The organism is Micromonospora sp. NPDC049801 (assembly GCF_040656575.1).
Taxonomy (GTDB): domain Bacteria; phylum Actinomycetota; class Actinomycetes; order Mycobacteriales; family Micromonosporaceae; genus Micromonospora.
In genome coordinates, this window is the sequence record NZ_JBFAMS010000004.1 from 70,576 (window position 1) to 90,414 (window position 19,839).

Below are 19,839 nucleotides of genomic sequence, written 5' to 3' on the forward strand. Positions count from 1 at the left end.
GTCAGCCTAGCCAGCCGACGGCGGGCTGGCCGGCCCGCCGCGCCCGGTCGGCACCAGCCGGAAGATGCGGATCTCACGGCCCCCGGCCCGCTCGACGTACGTGCGGTACGCCGGCCACTGGGCGACGAGCAGGTCCCACAGACGGTCCCGCTCGGCCCCGGACGCCGGCTCGGCCCGCACCGGGAGCCGGCGGCCCTTCACGTCCACCTCGGCGGCCGGGTCGGCGAGCAGGTTCATCGCCCAACCGGGCTGGTGGGTCTGCCCCCAGTTGGAACCGATCACCACGTACGCGTCGCCGTCGGGCACGTAGAGCAGGGGGTTGCTGCGCGGTTTGCCGGACCGGCGGCCGGTCGTGGTGATCACCAGGGACGGCAGTAAGCCGAGCGCGACCACCCGTCCGCGGGTGAGCCGGCCGACGATCCGGTCGGCGGGTACGAGCAGGCGGGCGGCGGTCCCGAACCAGCGGTGGTGGCCGAGTCGGCGGGTGAGGGTGGTGAGGGCTGACACGCGGATCAGTCTGCCGGTTGCCCGGCACCGGCGGCACCCCCGGACGGTCCGCTTCCGATGGTGCGGTCAAGGCCTCAGTCGAGGCGACGTTCGATCGGCAGCCGGGCCCGGGTGAACAGGCCCGCGCCGAACATCGCCACCACCGGCACCAGCACCAGGACGCCCAGCGCCGGCCACGGCACCAGGTACGGGTACGGCTCCATCGCCGGCCAGGCCGTCGCGTACTCCCGGTTGGCCGAGAACAGCACGATCGCCGCGGTGCCGAGACCGGCCACGATGCCGAGCGCCGAACCGAGTCCCGCGATCACCCCGGCCTGACAGATCGCCAGCAGCCGGCGTACGGCGGGGGCCGCGCCGACCGCCGCGAGCGTGGACAGCTCGGCGCGGCCCTCGGCGGCGGCGAGCGCCGTGGCGATCCCGGCCGCGCCCATCGTGATCACTCCGGCCGCGGCGGCGAGCAGCAGCAGCAGCGGCGAGTCGTCACGGGGGGCGGCACCCTGCTCCACCTGGAGGGAGAACGTTCCGAAGCCCCGCAGGTCGGCGGTGAACCGGTCCTGGCGATGTTGGCTGGGCGGCGTCGACGTATTGATCACCCAACCGTTCGAGACCGGCTTCAGGGCGAGCTGCCGGGCTGCCGTCGCGGACAGCAGGAGGCGAGGCTGGCCGCGTGTCGGCGTCAGGGCGTACCCGGGCAGGTCCCATCGCGTGGTGGTCACCTCGTCCCGGCCGGCCCGTACCTCGTTCACCTGCACGGTCACCAGGCCGTCGTGCAGGTAGCGCGGATCGGTCACCACCACGCCCCCGGCGTGCAGCACGGCGGTCGCGGCGGTGGTCGCCGCCGGGTCGGCGCCGGTGAGGAGCGGCAGCGCGCTGCCGTCGTCCACGAGCGTCTGCACGTAGCTCCCGAAGTAGTCCGCCGCGCGGTCCCGGCAGCGCGGGTCGGCCAGCGCCTGCCGACGTTGGGTCGCGGACAGGTTGTCCCCGGGCTCAAAGGGGCAGGCATGATCCGCCGGGAGTTCCGGTACGACGGAGCAGTAGCTGGCCGGGCCGCCCACCGACGGGCAGGCCGTGCCCTGCACCAGGGCGACGGCGCTGGCGCCGAGGTGGTGCCGGGCGGCGGTGCTGACCTGCTCCAACGACGGTTCCGGCCGCAGCGCCGGATCATTGCGGTTGACCAGGACGTGACCGGTGGGCAGCAGCGGCTGATAGGTGCGGGCGTCGCGGACCGCGTCGCTGGCCAGGTAGCCGCCGAGCGCGACGCTGCCGGCCACCGCCGCCATCACGGCGCAGATGGCCGGCGCTGCGGCGGCCCGGTTACGGCTCGCGTCGCGCAGCGCGATCCGGGGCGCCGGCGGCAGCACCCGACCGAGCCGGGCGAGCCCGCCGATCAGGGTGGGTGTGCAACAGACCAGGCCCAGCTCCCCGAGGATCAGACCGGCCAGGATCACCGCGGGGGACGTCCGACTGGCCCCGAACGCCGCGAGCGCCGCCCCGCCGACGACCAGCGCCAATCCGCTGACGAGCGCCCGGGCCCGGGGCGGGGGAGGGGTCCGTCGACCGGCGAGCCCGGCCATCACGTCCTGCCGGGCCGCCGTCCAGGCCGGCGCCAACGCCGCCAGCACTCCGGCCAGCACCGCGACCCCGCCGAGCACGACCAGGGCCAGCGGCCAGCAGCGGTACGCGCCGAAGCGGGTGCCGAACACGTACTGCTCCATGACGGGACGTCCGGCGAACGCCGCGCCGACGCCGAGCAGCAGCCCGGCCACGGCGCCCAGCACCCCGAGCACCACCCCGTCGGCGAGCACGACCCGGCGCAGGTGGGCCGCGTCACCGCCGGCCACCGCGACCAGGGCCAGGTCACGGCGTCGACGGCGGACCCCGACGGCGAACGCCGGCCCGACCAGCAGCACCACCTCCAGCAATCCCAGCCCGGCGATCAGCACCATCGTGCTCAGGTCGCTGGTGTTGGCGGGCCCGACGTACCCGATGAAGCTCCGGGAAGACGTCATCGAATCCGGCACGTGGCGACGCGCCACCACCACTCCGCGTTCGTTGAGCCGGCCGACCATCGCCGCGTCGACGGTGCCGGGCACGTCGATCAGCCACCTGCTGTCCGGCTGCGCATCGGCCCGGCCGACGGCCGCCGGGTGCAGCGCGATCACCGGGCCGAGGTCGTCGGGGAACTCGACCACACCGACCACCGTGTACGTCCGGGTCCGGTCGGCGGTGGGCACCGCCTCGCCGAGGCGTCCGTCCAGCCGGCGCAGCGCCGTCGGACTCAGCGCGACCTCTCCGGGTTGCTGCGGCGCCCGCCCCGAGCGGAACCGCACCAGACCGCGGGCCAGCGGGTCGGTGAGGTCGAGAATCCAGGCCTGGAGGGTCTCGTCGCCGCGCGGGCCCCGCACCGTCACCGGGCTGCCGGCACGTATCTCGGTGACCCGGCTGCCGGGGCCGAGCAACGCGGTCACCTCGTCGGCCGTGGTCGGACGACTCATCGCCGATTGGCCGTCGTCACGGGGATACCAGGTGTCGCCCCACTCGTCCTGAACGACCGGGGTGTCGGCGAACCACCGCAGCTCCGCGTCGGCGACGCCGAGCCGGCGGTCGAGCTGCTCCTGCGGTGTCAGCTCGGCCATGTCGTAGCTCGCCGCCAGAAAGGCCAGCACCAGCACCGGAAGCGCGATCATCGCCAGCACCAGGGCGGTACGCCGTCGCGCCCGTCGCGACTCCCGGCGAGCGATCCGCAGCGCCGCCCGCCACGAGCCGGTCAGTTCGGCGAACCGTCGCCGCCGCCCGGGTTCGAGCGGTGTCGGCGGCCCGACCGGAGGGTCGGCGCTGCCGCGTGTCACCGGCGTCCGGCGCAGGGTCAACGGTCGCTACCGGAGAGGAGTTGCTCGACGCTGCCCAGCGGCGCGGTCGTGTCGACCAGCACGCCGTCGCGCAGGAACACCACCCGGTCGGCCCAGCCGGCGTGCCGCGCCTCGTGGGTGACCAGGATGCCGGCCGCGCCCGCGTCGACCCGGCGGCGCAACAGGTGCAGCACCGCCTCACCGGTCTGCGAGTCGAGCGCCCCGGTGGGTTCGTCGGCGAGCACCAGCCGGCGCTCGCCGACCAGCGCGCGGGCGATGGCCACCCGCTGCTGCTGGCCGCCGGAGAGTTGATCGGGGAAGCGGTCACCCAGCGCGGGCAGGCCCACCTCGGTCAGCGCGGCCAGGGCGGCCGCCCTGGCCCGCCGGCCGCCGACGCCGTCGAGTTCCAGCGGGAGCGCGACGTTCTCCAGCGCGCTCAGGCTGCCGAGCAGGTTGAGGTGCTGGAAGATGTAGCCGATGCGGCGTCGGCGTAGCTGCGCCAGCCCGCGGCGGTCCAGCGCGCCGAGCGGCTGCCCCTCCACCCGGACGTCGCCACGGGTCGGGCGGTCGAGGCCGCCGGCGAGGGCCAGCAGCGTCGACTTCCCGGAACCGGACGGACCCATCACGGCGACCAGCTCGCCCGGCCGAACGACGAGGCTGACACCGCGCAGCGCGTGCACCGCCGCCGGGCCGACCCCGTGGGTGCGGTGGACGGCGCGCAGGTCAAGCACCGCGTCGCCCGATCCGCTCACCGTCGCGCCTCCTCATCGGCCCACCGTGCGGCGTCGGACGCGTCACCAGCGCCCGGTCGGGGCGGGTGCGGCGGCGGTCCACCCGGCCGGTGCCGCACCAGACTGCTCTCGCAGTGGTCCAGCCAGCGCACCTCGGCTTCGGCCTGGAACACCATCGAGTCCAGGACCAGCCGCCACGGCAGGTCCTCCGGCCGGTCGCTGCCGTACTTCAACCGGGTCAACTCCTGCAACGCGCGCATCGTCGCGCTGCGCTGGGCCTGCACCACCGAGCGGACGTCCACGCCGGGCGTGGTGAGTGCCAGGGCCAGTTTGATCGCCAGCTCGTCGCGCGGCCGGTCGGTACGGCTGATCGGCGTGGCGAACCACAGGGTGAGGTCGGCCCGGCCGGCGTCGGTGATCTCGTACGGGCGCTGGCCGGCCTCGCTCTCCGGCAGCGGGCGCACCAGGCCGTCCCGTTCCAGCCGGGCCAGCGTGGTGTAGACCTGCCCGATGTTCAGCGGCCAGGTCGAGCCGGTCGACTCCTCGAAAGCGGCGCGCAGCTGGTAGCCGTACATCTGGCCGCGTTCGAGGAGGGCGAGCAGCCCGTGACGGATGGACATGGCAACGGAGTATGCATACCTGGTATGGGCTCCGCAACCGGGGCGGATCGGTTCAGCTCGGGCGGCCGGGAAATGCGACAGTCGGTGGGGCCACCCCGGCGGCCTTGCGCCACTTGGTGGCCCGCACGGCGTACTCGACGAGGGCGGCCAGCGCCTGGTCCCGGTCGGCGCCGGTGGTGGACGCCAACGCGGCACGCCAGTGCGCCGCGGTGCGCTCCTCCACCTCGATGGCCAGCCGGAGGGCGCTCGCCCGGTTGGTGACCGGGAACGGCAGCGCGTAGCCGACCCGGCCTGGTGGAACGGTGCCCCCGGCGGCGCTCAACTGCACCACCACCGCGTCGCGTCGGCGTCGGTGCGCGGCCTCCGCCTGGTGGGCGGCGTCGCGGACCGCGCCGGTGAGTCGGACCCCGATCCGCCCGTACGCGTAGATGGCCGCGTACTCGGCGGTGAGCGCGGCGGCGAGGGCCTCCTCGGCGGTGGGCTGCTTCACTTCAGTGCCTCCTGGTGGGTGGCCCGCGCCGCGGCGATCGATCCGAGCAGCGCGGCCCGTGCGGCGGGCGCGGCGGCGCAGGCGGCGGTGGCGGACTGCTGGGCGGCCTTCTCCCGCGCGCGAAGGTCGGCGAGCGCGCCCGCCGGCTCGGTGGCCGCGGTGGCGCTCGGGTCGACGGCGGGCGCGGACGGCAGGGTGATGCCGACGACCCGGGCGAGTTCGGTGGCGTGCGCGGTGTGCGTCTCGGCGATGGGATTGAGGCGGTCGGCCAGGTCCGGGTGGGCGGCGGCGCTCGCCCGGTACGCCGTGGCGAGGCTCAGTGACTCGTCCACCATCGACCGCAGCGGGTCCGGCGGTGGCGTCGGCTCGTCGTCACGGTCGAAAAGATCACAGCCTGTCAGCGGCGCCACCGCGCCGCCGAGTGCCAGGAGAGCGCCGGCCCGGAGGAGCTTTCGCCGAGATTGCCCGAATACTTCGTCGCGCTGAGTCGTTCTGCCGATCCCCACCGGGCAAGTCAACACCATCGGGTCGGGTCCGGGCGTCACCGGCGTCGGTGCGCCGCCCGGCCCGTCGCCCGGCAGGCGCGTTACGCTCTGCGCAGCCACCGGCGCGTCCGCTCCGGTGGCGTGCCGGCATGGCGGGACGACGTCCCGATCGACCAGGGAAAGGGTGCGTACATGACGCAGCGTGGCCGTACCACCAGGTCGACGGGTCGACCCCGCGACGGCGCGGGCCCCCGCGCTCCACGCGGCGGCGGTGATCTCGCGGCCCGCCGTACCCGGTTGCGGACCGTGATCGAGCCGGTGGTCAACGGCGTGGGCTACGACCTGGAGGACCTGTCGGTCTCCCGAGCCGGACGCCGGCACGTGGTGCGGGTGATCGTGGACGCGGACGGCGGGATCGACCTGGACGCCGTCGCGGACGTCTCCCGCGCGGTCTCGAAGGCGCTGGACGCGGCCGAGGAGGCCGACGGCGACATCGTCGCCGGGGAGTACCAGCTCGAGGTCAGCTCGCCCGGCGTCGACCGGCCGCTCACCCTGCCCCGGCACTGGCGACGCAACGTAAGCCGACTGGTCAAGGTCACCGTCCGGGGCGCCGCGGCGCTGCCCGGCCAACGCGGCGAGCAGCCCTCGGGGGACCGTCAGGTGACCGGCCGGGTGCTCGGGGCCGACGACGAGGGCGTACGGCTGGAGACCGACGGCGGCGAGGTCCGGTGGGCATACGCCCAGCTGGGCCCGGGCCGGGTGCAGGTCGAGTTCACCCGCCTCGCCGAGCTGGGTGAGCCGGACGAGTTCGACGACGCGGACGAGACCGACGAGTACGACGATGCAGAAGACATCGACGACGACGATGATGATGTGGAGGACGAGGAGAGGTGAACATCGACCTCGCGGCGCTGCGCGCACTCGAGCGCGAGCGGGAGATCCCGTTCGACACGATTCTCGCGGCGATCGAGACCGCGTTGCTGACCGCCTACCGGCACACTGACGGCGCTGAGCCGCACGCCCGGGTGGAGATCGACCGTAAGTCCGGCGCGGCCCTGGTGTACGCGCAGGAGATGGACGAGGACGGCTCGCTGGTGCGGGAGTGGGACGACACCCCGCACGACTTCGGCCGGATCGCCGCCATGACCGCCAAGCAGGTGATCCTTCAGCGCCTGCGGGAGGCCACCGACGAGGTGCACTTCGGCGAGTACGTGGGTCGCGAGGGTGACCTGGTCACCGGCGTGGTGCAGGCGCACGAGACGCGTACCGAGAAGGGCATCGTCAGCGTCGACCTGGGCAAGCTGGAGGGCGTCCTGCCGCAGTCCGAGCAGGTGCCCGGCGAGCGGTACGCGCACGGTGAGCGCGTCCGGTGCGTGGTGGTGCACGTGGCCAAGGGCATGCGCGGGCCGCAGATCACCCTGTCCCGCTCCCACCCGGCGTTGGTCAAGAAGCTGTTCGCGCTGGAGGTGCCGGAGATCGCCGACGGCACCGTCGAGATCGGCGCGATCGCGCGTGAGGCAGGTCACCGTACGAAGATCGCTGTCCGCTCCACCACCCCCGGCGTGAACGCCAAGGGCGCCTGCATCGGTCCGATGGGTCAGCGGGTGCGCGCCGTGATGAGCGAGCTGCACGGCGAAAAGATCGACATCATCGACTGGTCGGATGACCCGGCCACCTTCGTCGGAAACGCGTTGTCGCCGGCCAAGGCGCTACGGGTTGAGGTCGTGGACCTGGCTGGCCGGGCCGCCCGGGTGACCGTTCCTGACTTCCAGCTTTCGCTCGCCATCGGTCGCGAGGGGCAGAATGCCCGCCTTGCTGCCCGCTTGACCGGTTGGCGGATCGATATTCGGTCCGATGCGGAGCAGCCGGCTCCGGCCGCGCGCGGGGCCGTGGATCAGGTGCGGGAGCCGGGCGGCGCGATCTCGGGCAGCTAGGGGTAGACTTCTTCCAGTGGTACGACGCACTCAGCCGGAGCGCACCTGTGTGGGCTGCCGACAACGTGCGCCGGCCAGCGAATTGCTGCGGGTCGTCGCGATCAGAGACGAGGCTGGTCACAGCCTCCGGCCTGATCCGCGCCGCAGGCTGCCGGGTCGGGGAGCGAACATGCACCCGGATCCGGCCTGCTTCGCGCTGGCGGTGCGGCGCCGCGCCTTCGGGCGAGCGCTGCGCATCACCGAGGTCCTCGACCACGGTGTGCTGGCAGAGCACGTCGATGCGCCAACCACTACGTCCGGTCAGCCCGACCGGGCGAGGGTCGCTAGCAGGGTAGGACGACCGACATGAGCACACGATGAAGTCCCTGAAATGACCAGGCTTCAAGTGCACGAGTGAGGTCGCTGCGGGTGCTGCCCGCACGACCTCGGAGTGAGGAGTGCAGTGGCAGGCAAGGCCCGCGTACACGAGCTTGCAAAAGAGCTCGGGGTCGAGAGTAAGACCGTTCTCGCCAAGTTGAAGGAAATGGGCGAGTTCGTGAAGTCCGCGTCCAGCACCGTCGAGGCGCCCGTCGCCCGGCGACTGCGTAACGCGTTCGTCGCGTCCGCCGGGTCCCCGGCTCCGGCCGCCCCGTCGGCGCCCGTGTCGACGCCGGCTTCCAACCCGACCCCGACGCCGTCACCGACCCCGGGCGCGCCCCGGGTCTCGGCCAAGCCGATGCCGCCGCGGCGGCCGGCTGCGCCGGTACCCGGTCCGAAGCCCAAGGGTCCGGTGCCCGGTGCGCCGCAGTCGGCGGCCCCGGTCGCCAAGCCGGCGAGTGCCCACGACATCGAGGTGGCGGCCGCGGAGGCGCGCGCCGCCGCGCTGAAGGCTGAGCAGGAGGCCGCGGTCAAGGCCGCGCAGGCCGCCCGCCAGCAGCAGCGTGACAACCCCGTCCGCCGGGAGCCCCCGGCCGACGGCAACCGGCCCGGTCCTCGGCCGGGTCCTGCGGCGATGCCGCCCCGTCCCGGTTCACCGGCAGCTCGTCCGAACACGCCGGCGCCGGGTCCGGGTGCCCGCCCCGGCGGTCGTCCGCCGGCGCGTGGCGCCGGTAACAACCCGTTCGGCATCCAGGGTGGCCAGCAGCAGCAGCGGCCCCCGGCCGCCGGCGCGGGTGGCCCCCGGCCGAACAGCCCGGCGGGTATGCCGCCGCGGCCGAGCCCGAACTCCATGCCGCCGCGGCCCAGCCCGGCGTCCATGCCGAGTCAGCGTCCGGCCGCCGGTCGTCCCGGCCCCGGTGGCGCGGGTCGCCCCGGTGGCGGCGCGGGCCGTCCCGGTGGCGGTGGCGGCGGGTTCCGTGGCGGTCCCGGCGGTGGCGGTGGCGGCGGCGGTGGTTACCGCGGCGGCCCCGGTGGCGGTGCGGGTGCCGGCGGTGGCGGTGGCTACCGTGGCGGTCCCGGCGGCGGTGGCGGTGCTCCCGGTGGCGGTTTCCGTCCGGGTGGTCCGGCCGGTGGCGGCGGTCGTCCGGGTGCGGGCGGTCGTGGCCGTGGCGGCGGCGCCGCGGGTGCCTTCGGGCGTCCGGGTGGTCGGCCGACGCGCGGTCGCAAGTCCAAGAAGCAGCGCAGACAGGAGTTCGACAACCTGTCGGCTCCGACCATGAGCTCGGGTGCTCCCCGGGGTCAGGGTCAGGTCGTCCGGCTCTCCCGTGGCGCCTCGCTGTCGGACTTCGCCGACAAGATCAACGCCAACCCGGGTTCGCTGGTCCAGGAGATGTTCAACCTGGGCGAGATGGTCACCGCGACCCAGTCCTGTTCTGACGACACCCTGCACCTGCTGGGTGAGCACCTGGGCTTCGACATCCAGATCGTCAGCCCGGAGGACGAGGACCGCGAGCTGCTCGCGCAGTTCAACATCGACCTCGACGCGGAGGTGGCCGAGGAGCGTCTGGTCAGCCGTGCGCCGGTGGTGACCGTCATGGGTCACGTCGACCACGGTAAGACCAAGCTGCTCGACGCCATCCGTAAGGCGAACGTGGTGGCCGGTGAGGCGGGTGGCATCACCCAGCACATCGGTGCGTACCAGGTCCACGTCCCGCACGAGGGCGAGGACCGGGCGGTCACGTTCATCGACACCCCGGGTCACGAGGCGTTCACCGCCATGCGTGCCCGTGGCGCCCAGGTCACGGACATCGTGATCCTGGTCGTCGCGGCCGACGACGGCGTGATGCCGCAGACCATCGAGGCGTTGAACCACGCCAAGGCGGCCGACGTGCCGATCGTGGTCGCGGTCAACAAGGTCGACAAGCCGGACGCCAACCCGGACAAGGTCCGCCAGCAGCTGACCGAGTACGGCCTGGTCGCCGAGGAGTACGGCGGCGACACCATGTTCGTCAACGTGGCCGCGAAGCCGGGCATCGGCATCGAGGAACTCCTCGAGGCCGTCCTGCTCACCGCCGACGCGTCGCTGGAGCTGACCGCTCCGATCGACGGGCCGGCACAGGGTGTGGCCATCGAGGCGCACCTGGACAAGGGCCGCGGTGCGGTGGCGACGGTGCTGGTGCAGAAGGGCACCCTGCGGGCGGGCGACTCGATCGTCGCCGGTGGGGCGCACGGCCGGGTCCGGGCCATGCTCGACGAGAACGGCAACCAGCTCTCCGAGGCTGGTCCGGCGCGTCCGGTCATGGTGCTGGGTCTGACCGCGCCGCCCGGCGCGGGTGACACGTTCCTCGCCGCGGCGGACGACCGTACGGTGCGGCAGATCGCCGAGCAGCGCCAGGCACGGCGGCGGGCGGCGTCCTTCGCCAACTCCCGTGGCCGGGCCACTCTTGAGACGCTCATGGAGCAGCTCAAGGAGGGCGAGAAGACCTCGCTCAACCTCATCCTCAAGGGCGATGTCTCCGGTTCGGTGGAGGCCCTCGAGGACGCGCTGTTCAACCTCGACATCCCCGAGGAGGTCCAGCTCAAGGTCCTCGACCGGGGCGTCGGCGCGATCACGGAGAGCAACGTCATGCTCGCCAGCGCGTCGTCCGAGCCGGTCACGATCATCGGCTTCAACGTGCGGGCCTCGAACAAGGTCCGCGAGATGGCCGACCGCGAGGGCGTGGAGATCCGGTACTACACCGTCATCTACCAGGCCATCGAGGAGATCGAGGCGGCGCTCAAGGGCCTGCTCAAGCCGGAGTACGAGGAGGCCGAGCTGGGCACCGCGGAGATCCGCGACGTGTTCCGCTCGTCCAAGATCGGCAACATCTCCGGTTGCATCGTCCGGTCGGGCATCATCCGGCGCAACGCGAAGGCTCGGCTGCTTCGGGACGGGACGGTCGTGGCGGACAACCTCACGATCACCTCGCTCAAGCGGTTCAAGGACGACGCCACCGAGGTCCGCGAGGGCTTCGAGTGTGGTCTGACTCTGGGTGGTTACAACAACGTCCAGGTCGGCGACGTCATCGAGACCTTCGAGATGCGGGAGAAGGTTCGCGCCTGATCCGGCAGTGACACGCTGATCAAGGGGTTTACGCCGGCCGGCGTAAACCCCTTGATCATGCGGGGTGGGGTGGCGGTATCGTCCGGGGCGATGTTCACCGGAACCGCGGTCTTCGACCTGCTGCTGCCGGGCGACTCCCGGTCGCTCAAAGCCAAGAGATCATATGTACGGCCGATCGTGGCGGCCCTGCGCCGCTTCGAGGTGTCGGCCGCCGAGGTGGGAGCGCTCGACCTACACGGTCGAGCCCAGATTGCGGTGGCCGTGGTCGCCGCCGAGGCGGCGCACGTCCGCGAGGTGCTCGACTCCTGCGAGCGCCTGATGGCCGCCCGTCCCGAGGTCGAACTGCTGGCGGTTCGACGCCGGCTGTACGGCGTGGACGACGACTGACCCACGGGGCCGGCGGTGCCCGGCGACCGGCGCCGCCGCGAAGGTAGTGTTCGAGATGTTGGCCGGTCGGCCGGCGGCCTCCAGGGCCGCCGGGCCGGCCGGGAGCGGGACGCCGTGGAGGTGGCGAGATGTCTGATCCGGCCAAGGTACGCCGGCACGCGGAACGAGTGCGTGAGCTGGTCGCTTCGGTGGTGCGGAGCCAGATCAAGGATCCGCGCCTGGGCATGATCACCATCACCGATGCCCGGATCACCGCCGACCTGCGCGACGCGACGGTCTTCTACACGGTGCTGGGTGACGCGGTGGCCCAGGCGGACACCGCGGCGGCTCTGGAGAGCGCCAAGGGGTTGCTGCGCAGCACGGTCGGTAAGGCGCTCGGGCTGCGGCACTCGCCCACGCTGACGTTCGTTCTCGACGACGTGCAGGACCAGGTCAAGCACATCGACGACCTGCTCGCCGCCGCGCGCAACGCCGACGCGGAGGTGCAGCGGCTCGCCGCGCGCGCCGAGTACGCGGGCGACGCGCAGCCGTACCGCGTCGAGGACGAGGACGAGGACGAGACGGACGAGGAGGCCGACGCGGCCGCCGACGCCACGGAGACCCCCCGGGGTGGGGCGGCGCGGTGACGGGCGCCGCCGGTGCCCAACTCGCCGCGACGGTCGACGGCGGCCCGTCCGAGGCGGACTGGGCGGCGGCCGAGGCGCTGATCCGTGCTCTCCCGTCGACCGGCCGGGTGTTGCTGATCTGCCACGTCAACCCGGACGGTGACGCGCTGGGCAGCATGCTCGGCTTCGGTCTGGGCCTGCGTCAGTTCGGCGTGCACCGGGTGCAGGCGACCTTTCCCGGGCCGCCGGAGGTGCCCGAGCCGTTGCGGGGTCTGCCCGGGATGGAGCTCCTGGTCCCGGCGGGCGACGCCGACCCCGCGCCGGACCTGGTGATCTGCTTCGACGCGGCCAGCGAGTCGCGCCTCGGCGCGCTGGCCGACCGGCTGTCGACGGCCGGTGCGGCGCTGGTGCTCGACCACCACGCCTCGAATCCGGGCTTCGGTACGGTCAATCTGATCGACCCGGGTGCCGCCGCCACGTCGGTGGTCGCCGATCGGCTCCTGGCGCGGCTGGGCGTGACGACGGACCGGGCCATCGCCGAGTGCCTGTACGTGGCGCTGACCACGGACACCGGCTCGTTCCGCTTCGAAGCGACCACTCCGGCCGTACACCAGATGGCCGCCCGGTTGCTCGCCACCGGCATCTCGCCCGGTGACATCTCCCGGCGCGTCTTCGACACCCGACCCTTCGGAGCGGTTCGGCTCTTCGGCGAGGTGCTCGGCCGTGCCCGTCTGGAGCCGGCCGCCGCCGACGGTCGGGGCCTGGTGTGGACTACCGCCACCCTCGATGACTTGGCCCGCCACGACCAGCCGCCGTACGTGCTGGAGGCGCTCATCGACTCGGTGCGGTGCACCGCCGAGGCGGACGTGAGCTGCGTGCTGAAGCAGACCGCACCCGACGAGTGGGCCGTGTCGATGCGCAGCAAGGGCGCGGTGGACGTCAGCCGCGTGGCGGTCGCGATGGGCGGGGGCGGCCACCGGTTCGCGGCCGGGTTCACCGGCCGGGGGAGCGCCGAGCAGGTCGTCGAGGCGATCCGCGGCGAGTTGGGCGCGGCGCTGGTCTCCGGCGTCGGCTGATCCCCGGCGGCCCGCCCGCTGCGGTGGCGCTGGTGGTCGGCACGGCAAGTTCAGGGTCAGCTCCGGGGAGTGTTGGCCTTCCCGCGCTGGGTGAGACCGGGAAGAATTGCGGGATGGAGCAGCCGCACGATCTCACCGTGGAGGCCCCCCGAGCCTGGGACCGGCCCGCCGTCTCCGTTCCGGTTCTCCTCTGCCTGTCCCTCGTCGGGGGGCGGTTCGCGTCGTTCTCCACGGAGGCGAATCTCTACACGCTCGGCACCGGCGGGGTGTTGATCTGGCTCGGTCTGAGCAACCGGGTGCCCCGGCGTCCGGCGCCGCCCCGGCTGCGCGCGGGGGCGGCCTGGTGGGCCCTGCCCGTCGTGATCTTCGGTGTCTTCGAGGGCGCCACCTTCGTGCTCGCCGTGGGCGACGACTTTCCCACCTTCTCCCGGCTCGCCGACCCCCTGCTGGAAGATCATCTGACTCGGTCGGTGGCGTGGTTCGCCTGGTTGGCCGCGTTCTGGGGATTGGTGCGGCGATGATGCGGGCCCTCGCGATCGGCGGTTTCCTGGCCGCGCTCGTGCTCTTCGCCGTCATCGAGGTGCTGGCCCGCCGGGAGGGCTCCCGGATCCCCACGATGAGCGACGTGTGCGCGTACGTGATGCGCTACGAGGTCGGCCCGGTGCCGGTGGGCAGGATCGGTCTGTTCGGCTTCTGGTGGTGGCTGGGCTGGCACTTCCTGGCCCGGTGAGGCGGGCTGCCGCGAGTCCAAATGGCGGGAACCGTGGGCAGCATATGGACCTGAACGATAACTTGGGAAGTGGCCGGCATCACGGTGTGGTGCAGGTCGTGGGTGGTGGTGCCACACCTCGCGCCGCCTCCCTCCAGGGTCGGACCGACCCGGGCTCGCTGCCCAGTCGGCTGCTCCGGTAACCCCGGACCGCCGTGGGGCGCTCAGCACGACCGCCCGTGAGGGCCGCCGCGTGCCGGTGGCTCGCACCCTGGAAGGAGCGCCACCATGCCGAACAAGCCCAAGCCCGAGACCACCGACGACGCCCGCGAGCAGGCCCGCCGCGCGCTGCAGACGTCGATGGACACCCGTCAGTGACCCCCTGGTAGACCAGCGCACTCAAACACCCACCCGGTCTGCCGATCTTGCACTTGCGGTGGCGACAAAGCTGGTCGAAAGGCGCATTTCGCCAGCACAAAGTGCAAGATCGACGAGGTTGGGCACCGCTGCTGGCTCGGTGCGGGGGGTAAGCCTCTGACGCGCTTGTGATCCTTACCGCGCTCGTGTCAGGATCGTCGGCGATGAGCCAGACCGCCACCGTCGACCGATCCGCCTCGCCACGTCGGATCGCGAGCCTCGCCCTGCCGGCGCTCGTGGTGCTCGCCGCCGAGCCGCTCTACGTGCTCGTCGACACGGCCGTCGTCGGGCACCTCGGTCGCGTACCGCTCGCCGCGCTCGCCGTCGGCGGCACGGTGATGACGCTCACCGCCTGGCTCGGAACGGTCGTCGCGTACGGCACCACGGGGCGTTCGGCCCGTCGCTTCGGCGCCGGCGACCGAGCGGCGGCGGTGGCCGAGGGAGTCCAGTCGTCCTGGCTGGCGCTCGGCGTCGGACTGCTGGTCGCGATCGGCATGCAGATCGGCGGGGGCGCGTTGGCGCGTACCCTCGCCGGAGGTGGTGGCGACGTGGCCGGCGCCGCCGCCGCGTGGCTGCGCGTCGCGGCGCTCGGCGCCCCTGGCCTGCTGCTCGCCGCGGCCGGCAACGGCTGGCTGCGCGGCGTGCAGGACACCCGTCGCCCGCTGTACTTCGTGCTCGGCCCCAATCTGGTCTCCGGCCTGCTCTGCCCGCTGCTGGTCTACCCCGCCGGCCTGGGGCTGACCGGCTCGGCGGTCGCCAACGCGGTCGCGCAGACCCTCTCCGGCGTGCTCTTCGCCGGGGCGCTGGTCGCCGAGCGGGTGTCGCTGCGGCCCCGGCCGCGCCTGATCCGCGACCAGTTGGTGCTCAGCCGGGACCTGCTGATCCGGGGTCTGGCGTTCCAGGCGAGCTTCCTCTCCGCGACGGCGGTCGCCGCCCGCTTCGGCGCCGCCGCCGTCGGCGCCCACCAGATCGCCCTGCAACTGTGGTTCTTCACCGCGCTGGTGCTCGACGCGCTCGCCATCGCCGCGCAGTCCCTCATCGGCGCCGCGCTCGGGTCGGGCGACGCGGCGGGCGCGCGGGCGCTGGCCCGCCGGATCGGACTGCTCGGCGGCGTCTGCGGCGTCGCCTTCGCCGTGGTCATCGCCGCCGGCGCGGGCGTCGTGCCGTCCTGGTTCAGCTCCGACGGGCAGGTACGGGAGCAGGCAATGGTCGCCTGGCCCTGGTTCGTCGCCATGCTGCCGCTGGCCGGTGTCGTGTTCGCGCTCGACGGCGTGTTGATCGGCGCCGGTGACGTCCGTTACCTGCGCAATCTCACCATCGTGGCGGCGCTCGGCGGCTTCCTGCCGGCCATCTGGCTGGCGTACGTGCTCAACCTGGGACTCGGTGGCATCTGGGCGGGACTCACCCTGTTCGTGGTGATCCGACTCGTCGCCCTGTTGCTGCGGGTCCGCTCCGGCGGCTGGGCGGTCGTCGGGGCGGTTCGCTGACCCGCTCGCCGGTCAGCAACGGACGGTGGTCGGCGGGGGCGCGTCGAGGTCGAAGATCGTGCCCGGGTCGCCCGCGGGTATCCGATCCCCGTGCGTGTCGGCCACCCAGAACTGCTCCTGCACCCAGCCCTCACGGAGCTTGCCGCAGTCCGCGTTCCAGGTCACCAGCTTCGCTGAGACGATCCGCAGGCCTCGAGTGGAAGCCGGCACGTCCTCCGGGTGCGGCACCTGCCACACCACACGGTCACGCAGCGCCACCACACTGGCGCCGGCCGGCGCTCGCAGGTCCACGTCGAAGGGGTACGCCCACACGAACTCCGTGGAGACCTCCAGCATCCGGGTGCCGTTCTCCGTGGTGGCCCGGTAACTGACCCGTCCGTCGGCCCGGATACCGAGCTCCCAGTCCGAGGGCGACGCCATCCGGGTCGCGTACCGCAGGAAGGCGTTGCCGGTGAAGTCCGACCTGAGGTGCTCACGAATGTCCGGGGCGAGCAGCCGGAGGAACGGTTCCGGGTCGCCCGAGAGCATGGACGTGTCCAGTCGGCTCTCGATCAACCCTTTACGCACCGTCTCCAACGCCGCCCCTACCTGGGCCTCGGTGAAGGGCCCGGTGGCCTTCGCCGTCGGCATCCGCACGGCCTGTTCACCGGGGGCGAAGGAGGCTGCCGGTGAGCCGGCGAACAGGTCCCGCGGTTCGCCCACTCTGCTCACCGCTGCGGTGCCGCTCGGGGTGGGAGTCGCCGAGGTGGACGTGCGGACGTTGTCGGCCAGCCGGTCGACGATCACCAGGCCTCCGCCGACCATCGCCACAGCCAGCAGGAGTCCAAGTCCCAGCATCAGCGCGCCGTTGTGCCGGGCGGAGAAGAAGCGGACCCGATCCCAGCCGGCGGGCTGGTGCTCGGTCCGCGCCGAGTTCATCCACTCCGGGAGCGCCACCGGGTTGACCTCCGCGACGGCGGCCGGCGGCGAGGGCGGATCGGTCGGGCCCGGGGGTGTGGGCTCGTTCGGCGCAGTCTGCGTCATGGCTCTTCCCGTCAGTAATCGCCGCTGGCGGCCAGCGCGAGCAGATAGTAGGCGCCCGTCACCAGAGCGGTGCCGAGGACACCAGCCGCGATGAAGGACAGCACGGCGACGAGGTGTGGATGCGTCTCGCTCCACCGAGCCCGGTCGCGCCGGTGCCACATCGCGCGGCGGGCCGTGCGCAGCGGCGGCGACCGTTCGATCAGATCGTCGACGTAGCGTGCCGGGGTTCGCCGCTTCGGTGTCGGCTGCCGCATCCACTGCGGCAGATCGACCCGAGCGCGGTGCTCGTGGGCCGGACGGCGGTCGGGGGTCATCGGAGTCCTGGTCCTCGTCTACGGGTGCGGGCGGATGATCTTCGCATCTTCGAGAGGACGTTGGCCGACCCGTGGGACAAACCGACCGAACCAGCGAATCGGCCGGACCTGCGCAAGCGGAGGCTCCGGTCACGGCGGGCGTGCCCACGCAGCGCGCGGTCCGGGTCGTCTGGCAGGCTTGGCCGACGTGAGCACCGATGGTCTGATCGTCGTCGACAAGCCCGGCGGCATGACGTCGCACGACGTGGTGGCGCGGATCCGCCGACTGGCGAAGACCCGGCGGGTGGGACACGGCGGCACCCTCGACCCGATGGCCACCGGCGTACTGGTGATCGGCGTCGGCCGTGCCACCCGGCTGCTGACCTACGTGATCGGTGCGGGCAAGAGCTATACCGGCACCATCCGGCTGGGGCAGGCCACCGTCACCGACGACGCCGAGGGCGACGTGATCGCCACGACCCCGGCCGGTCACGTCACCGACGAGGCCGTCCACGCCGCGCTGACCGCGCTGAGCGGCGAGGTCGACCAGGTGCCGAGCGCCGTCAGCGCCATCAAGATCGACGGGCAGCGGGCGTACAAGCGGGTACGCGACGGTGAGAGCGTCGACCTGCCCGCGCGTCGGGTGACCATCTCCCGGCTGGAGGTGCTGGCGATCCGCCGCGGCGAGCCGGACGTGGTGGACGTGGACATCGACGTGACCTGCTCCTCGGGCACGTACATCCGGGCCATCGCCCGGGACGCGGGCCTGGCCCTCGGTGTCGGCGGGCACCTCACCGCGCTGCGCCGGACCGCGGTGGGTGGCTTCGCCCTCGCCGAGGCGGCCACCCTCGAACAGCTCGAGGAGCGCGCCCCGGAGGTGGTGAACCTGCCGCTCGACGCGGCGGCCGACCGGTTCTTTCCCCGCCGTGACGCGACCCCCGACGAGGCGAAGGTGCTCGGCCACGGCGGGCCGCTGGACCCGGCCGGCATCGCCGGGCCGTACGCCGTGTTCGGCCCCACCGGAGGTCTGATCGCTATCGTCAGCGAGCGGGACGGCCGAGCCCGCGCGGAAATCGTGCTCGCCCCGGCCTGACAGCCGGCGCTGGCGCATCGCTCTGCGCACGGCGCGCGTCGATCAGCGTTAACAAGGTGCCCTTCCTATGCACCAGGCGTTAGGAGGGGGCCCTTCCTTACGGAGAGGAACGGCATGCAGCGGTGGCGGGGGTACGACGCGGCGCCCGGAGGATGGGGGCGCTCGGTCGTCACCATCGGCGTCTTCGACGGCGTGCACAAGGGGCACCAGGCGACCATCGGACACGCCGTGGCCCGTGCCCGGGAGCTGGGCGTGCAGTCCGTGGTGGTCACGTTCGATCCGCACCCGGCCGAGGTGGTCCGCCCCGGCTCACACCCCGCGATCCTCACCGAGCCGGGCCGCAAGGCCGAGTTGATCGAGGCCCTCGGCGTGGACGTGCTGTGTGTGGTGCCGTTCACTCCCGAGTTCTCGCGGCTGCCGCCCGAGCAGTTCGTGCACGACATCCTGGTCGAACACCTGCACGCGGCGCTGGTGGTGGTCGGCGACAACTTCCGCTTCGGGCACCGCGCGGCCGGCGACGTGGCACTGCTGGAGCGGCTGGGCCAGACCTTCGGCTTCGGTGTGGAGGGCAGTCCGCTGATCGCCGCGGCCGGCACGGTCTTCTCCTCCACGTACATCCGCTCCTGCGTCGATGCGGGCGACGTGGGCACCGCGGCGGACGCGTTGGGGCGCGCGCACCGGGTGGAGGGCGTGGTGGTCCGTGGTGACCAGCGCGGCCGGGTGCTGGGCTTCCCCACCGCGAACCTGCTCTGCCACCGGTACGCGGCGGTGCCCGCCGACGGGGTGTACGCGGCCCGCATGATCCGCCGGGGCCAGCCCGAGCCGCTGATGGCCGCGGTGTCGGTGGGCACCAACCCGACCTTCTCCGGCCGGGAGCGGCGGGTCGAGGCGTACGCGCTGGACTTCTCCGGTGATCTCTACGGCGAGCGACTGGCGCTGGACTTCGTGACGCACCTGCGCGGTCAGGTCCGGTACGACTCGATCGAGCCGCTGATCGCCCAGATCGAAGAGGACGTCGAGCGCACCCGACGCGCGCTGGGCTGACCATCCGGGGGGCCACGCGGGGCCTTGGCCGGGTGTTACCGGCGGGTGCTGGTAGTCTTGCGGAGACGTCGGGTGACCGGCGTGGGGCCTCGCGTGCCTGCTCGACGCCGCGGGTGCGAGGAACCGGTCCGTTCCCGGTCTCATCGGGACGACGGACACCTACTTGATCAACCCACCGAAACAGGGAGAACATGGCGCTCGACCAGGAAGCCAAGGCCAGCATCCGCGCGGAGTACGCGACCGCCGAGGGCGACACCGGTTCGCCGGAGGTCCAGGTCGCGGTCCTCACCAAGCGGATCGCCGAGCTGACCGAGCACCTGAAGGTGCACAAGCACGACCACCACAGCCGCCGAGGGCTGCTGCTGCTGGTCGGCCGTCGCCGTCGGCTGCTCAACTACGTCCAGAAGAAGGACATCGCCCGCTACCGGACGCTCATCGAGCGGCTCGGTCTGCGCCGGTGACGTGACGGGGGAGCGGCCGTACGGCGGCTCCCCCGACCCGCGTCCCACCTGAAAGAAAACGGGCCGCGCGACCACCCGAGAGGGAGCCGGTCAGCGTACCGGTCTCCGGTAGTGGCCCCCGGGAACCCGGCAGCACGCCGGCCACCCGGGCGCTTCGATCGAAGACCG

21 protein-coding genes are annotated in these 19,839 nt (G+C 72.9%); 13 read left to right on the forward strand and 8 right to left on the reverse strand.

What is annotated here, in order from left to right; translation table 11 throughout:
- Positions 1-6: 6 nt before the first annotated feature.
- From AB0I89_RS08555 to AB0I89_RS08580, 6 genes are all read right to left on the reverse strand, one after another.
- The gene (locus tag AB0I89_RS08555; protein ID WP_357122395.1) at positions 7-507 is read right to left on the reverse strand and encodes a nitroreductase/quinone reductase family protein; all 501 of its coding nucleotides are present in this window, start codon (positions 505-507) and stop codon (positions 7-9) included.
- 74 nt (positions 508-581) lie between these two features.
- Positions 582-3,356, reverse strand: coding sequence for an FtsX-like permease family protein (locus AB0I89_RS08560; RefSeq protein WP_357122398.1), 2,775 nt, complete (start codon positions 3,354-3,356; stop codon positions 582-584).
- Positions 3,357-3,373: 17 nt separating this feature from the next.
- Positions 3,374-4,087 carry an ABC transporter ATP-binding protein gene (locus AB0I89_RS08565; RefSeq protein ID WP_357123338.1) on the reverse strand — a complete coding sequence of 238 codons (714 nt, stop codon included), beginning with the start codon at positions 4,085-4,087 and terminating at the stop codon, positions 3,374-3,376.
- 17 nt (positions 4,088-4,104) lie between these two features.
- Positions 4,105-4,707, reverse strand: coding sequence for a PadR family transcriptional regulator (locus AB0I89_RS08570; RefSeq protein WP_357122401.1), 603 nt, complete (start codon positions 4,705-4,707; stop codon positions 4,105-4,107).
- 52 nt (positions 4,708-4,759) lie between these two features.
- Positions 4,760-5,197, reverse strand: coding sequence for a ferritin-like domain-containing protein (locus tag AB0I89_RS08575; protein WP_357122404.1), 438 nt, complete (start codon positions 5,195-5,197; stop codon positions 4,760-4,762).
- The gene (locus AB0I89_RS08580; protein ID WP_357123341.1) at positions 5,194-5,721 is read right to left on the reverse strand and encodes a hypothetical protein; all 528 of its coding nucleotides are present in this window, start codon (positions 5,719-5,721) and stop codon (positions 5,194-5,196) included. The genes AB0I89_RS08575 and AB0I89_RS08580 overlap by 4 nt, the downstream gene beginning before the upstream one ends.
- Before the next feature lie 153 nt (positions 5,722-5,874).
- Between AB0I89_RS08580 and rimP the strand changes: the two genes are divergently transcribed.
- The 10 genes from rimP to AB0I89_RS08630 all read left to right on the forward strand — a co-directional run bounded on the left by rimP (position 5,875) and on the right by AB0I89_RS08630 (position 15,757).
- Positions 5,875-6,576, forward strand: coding sequence for a ribosome maturation factor RimP (gene rimP / locus AB0I89_RS08585; protein ID WP_357122407.1), 702 nt, complete (start codon positions 5,875-5,877; stop codon positions 6,574-6,576).
- Positions 6,573-7,616 carry a transcription termination factor NusA gene (nusA, locus tag AB0I89_RS08590; RefSeq protein ID WP_357122410.1) on the forward strand — a complete coding sequence of 348 codons (1,044 nt, stop codon included), beginning with the start codon at positions 6,573-6,575 and terminating at the stop codon, positions 7,614-7,616. Before rimP ends, nusA begins: the two co-directional genes overlap by 4 nt.
- A 16-nt stretch (positions 7,617-7,632) precedes the next feature.
- Entirely contained in the window at positions 7,633-7,965 is a 333-nt protein-coding gene (locus AB0I89_RS08595) for a YlxR family protein (RefSeq protein WP_357122413.1), read from the forward strand.
- A gap of 93 nt (positions 7,966-8,058) precedes the next feature.
- Positions 8,059-11,076 (forward strand): translation initiation factor IF-2, encoded by a 3,018-nt coding sequence (gene infB / locus AB0I89_RS08600; RefSeq protein ID WP_357122416.1) that lies wholly within the window; start codon positions 8,059-8,061, stop codon positions 11,074-11,076.
- A 90-nt stretch (positions 11,077-11,166) separates the two neighbouring features.
- Positions 11,167-11,463 carry a DUF503 domain-containing protein gene (locus tag AB0I89_RS08605; protein ID WP_357122419.1) on the forward strand — a complete coding sequence of 99 codons (297 nt, stop codon included), beginning with the start codon at positions 11,167-11,169 and terminating at the stop codon, positions 11,461-11,463.
- A gap of 128 nt (positions 11,464-11,591) precedes the next feature.
- Complete coding sequence (gene rbfA, locus AB0I89_RS08610) at positions 11,592-12,089, forward strand: 30S ribosome-binding factor RbfA (RefSeq protein ID WP_357122422.1); 498 nt, start codon at positions 11,592-11,594, stop codon at positions 12,087-12,089.
- Positions 12,086-13,144: a bifunctional oligoribonuclease/PAP phosphatase NrnA gene (locus AB0I89_RS08615; RefSeq protein WP_357122425.1), complete on the forward strand. Its 1,059-nt coding sequence runs from the start codon at positions 12,086-12,088 to the stop codon at positions 13,142-13,144. Before rbfA ends, AB0I89_RS08615 begins: the two co-directional genes overlap by 4 nt.
- A gap of 113 nt (positions 13,145-13,257) precedes the next feature.
- Positions 13,258-13,665, forward strand: a complete 408-nt coding sequence (locus AB0I89_RS08620; RefSeq protein ID WP_357122428.1) for a hypothetical protein — start codon at positions 13,258-13,260, stop codon at positions 13,663-13,665.
- Positions 13,665-13,874: a DUF6186 family protein gene (locus tag AB0I89_RS08625; RefSeq protein WP_357123344.1), complete on the forward strand. Its 210-nt coding sequence runs from the start codon at positions 13,665-13,667 to the stop codon at positions 13,872-13,874. The genes AB0I89_RS08620 and AB0I89_RS08625 overlap by 1 nt, the downstream gene beginning before the upstream one ends.
- A 560-nt stretch (positions 13,875-14,434) precedes the next feature.
- On the forward strand, positions 14,435-15,757 hold the full coding sequence (locus tag AB0I89_RS08630) for an MATE family efflux transporter (protein WP_357122431.1): 1,323 nt from the start codon (positions 14,435-14,437) through the stop codon (positions 15,755-15,757).
- A 12-nt stretch (positions 15,758-15,769) separates the two neighbouring features.
- Here AB0I89_RS08630 and AB0I89_RS08635 read toward each other — a convergent pair whose 3' ends face one another.
- Positions 15,770-16,780, reverse strand: a complete 1,011-nt coding sequence (locus AB0I89_RS08635; protein WP_357122434.1) for a hypothetical protein — start codon at positions 16,778-16,780, stop codon at positions 15,770-15,772.
- A gap of 11 nt (positions 16,781-16,791) precedes the next feature.
- Positions 16,792-17,094, reverse strand: a complete 303-nt coding sequence (locus AB0I89_RS08640; RefSeq protein WP_357122437.1) for a hypothetical protein — start codon at positions 17,092-17,094, stop codon at positions 16,792-16,794.
- 187 nt (positions 17,095-17,281) lie between these two features.
- On the opposite strand from AB0I89_RS08640, the gene truB reads away from it, so the two are divergent.
- The 3 genes from truB (at position 17,282) to rpsO (ending at position 19,671) form a co-directional block, all read left to right on the forward strand.
- Positions 17,282-18,166 (forward strand): tRNA pseudouridine(55) synthase TruB, encoded by an 885-nt coding sequence (gene truB / locus AB0I89_RS08645; RefSeq protein WP_357122440.1) that lies wholly within the window; start codon positions 17,282-17,284, stop codon positions 18,164-18,166.
- A gap of 114 nt (positions 18,167-18,280) precedes the next feature.
- Entirely contained in the window at positions 18,281-19,210 is a 930-nt protein-coding gene (locus AB0I89_RS08650) for a bifunctional riboflavin kinase/FAD synthetase (RefSeq protein ID WP_357122443.1), read from the forward strand.
- 191 nt (positions 19,211-19,401) lie between these two features.
- The gene (rpsO, locus tag AB0I89_RS08655) at positions 19,402-19,671 is read left to right on the forward strand and encodes a 30S ribosomal protein S15 (RefSeq protein WP_007456699.1); all 270 of its coding nucleotides are present in this window, start codon (positions 19,402-19,404) and stop codon (positions 19,669-19,671) included.
- Positions 19,672-19,839: the final 168 nt, after the last annotated feature.

Bases quoted from the DNA above. Each gene is read 5' to 3' on its own strand.
- AB0I89_RS08570 (WP_357122401.1), bottom strand. From the start codon at position 4,707: ATGTCCATCCGTCACGGGCTGCTCGCCCTCCTCGAACGCGGCCAGATG.
- AB0I89_RS08580 (WP_357123341.1), bottom strand. From the start codon at position 5,721: ATGGTGTTGACTTGCCCGGTGGGGATCGGCAGAACGACTCAGCGCGAC.
- rimP (WP_357122407.1), top strand. From the start codon at position 5,875: ATGACGCAGCGTGGCCGTACCACCAGGTCGACGGGTCGACCCCGCGAC.
- AB0I89_RS08605 (WP_357122419.1), top strand. From the start codon at position 11,167: ATGTTCACCGGAACCGCGGTCTTCGACCTGCTGCTGCCGGGCGACTCC.
- rbfA (WP_357122422.1), top strand. From the start codon at position 11,592: ATGTCTGATCCGGCCAAGGTACGCCGGCACGCGGAACGAGTGCGTGAG.
- AB0I89_RS08620 (WP_357122428.1), top strand. From the start codon at position 13,258: ATGGAGCAGCCGCACGATCTCACCGTGGAGGCCCCCCGAGCCTGGGAC.
- AB0I89_RS08625 (WP_357123344.1), top strand. From the start codon at position 13,665: ATGCGGGCCCTCGCGATCGGCGGTTTCCTGGCCGCGCTCGTGCTCTTC.
- AB0I89_RS08630 (WP_357122431.1), top strand. From the start codon at position 14,435: ATGAGCCAGACCGCCACCGTCGACCGATCCGCCTCGCCACGTCGGATC.
- AB0I89_RS08635 (WP_357122434.1), bottom strand. From the start codon at position 16,780: ATGACGCAGACTGCGCCGAACGAGCCCACACCCCCGGGCCCGACCGAT.
- AB0I89_RS08640 (WP_357122437.1), bottom strand. From the start codon at position 17,094: ATGACCCCCGACCGCCGTCCGGCCCACGAGCACCGCGCTCGGGTCGAT.
- AB0I89_RS08650 (WP_357122443.1), top strand. From the start codon at position 18,281: ATGCAGCGGTGGCGGGGGTACGACGCGGCGCCCGGAGGATGGGGGCGC.
- rpsO (WP_007456699.1), top strand. From the start codon at position 19,402: ATGGCGCTCGACCAGGAAGCCAAGGCCAGCATCCGCGCGGAGTACGCG.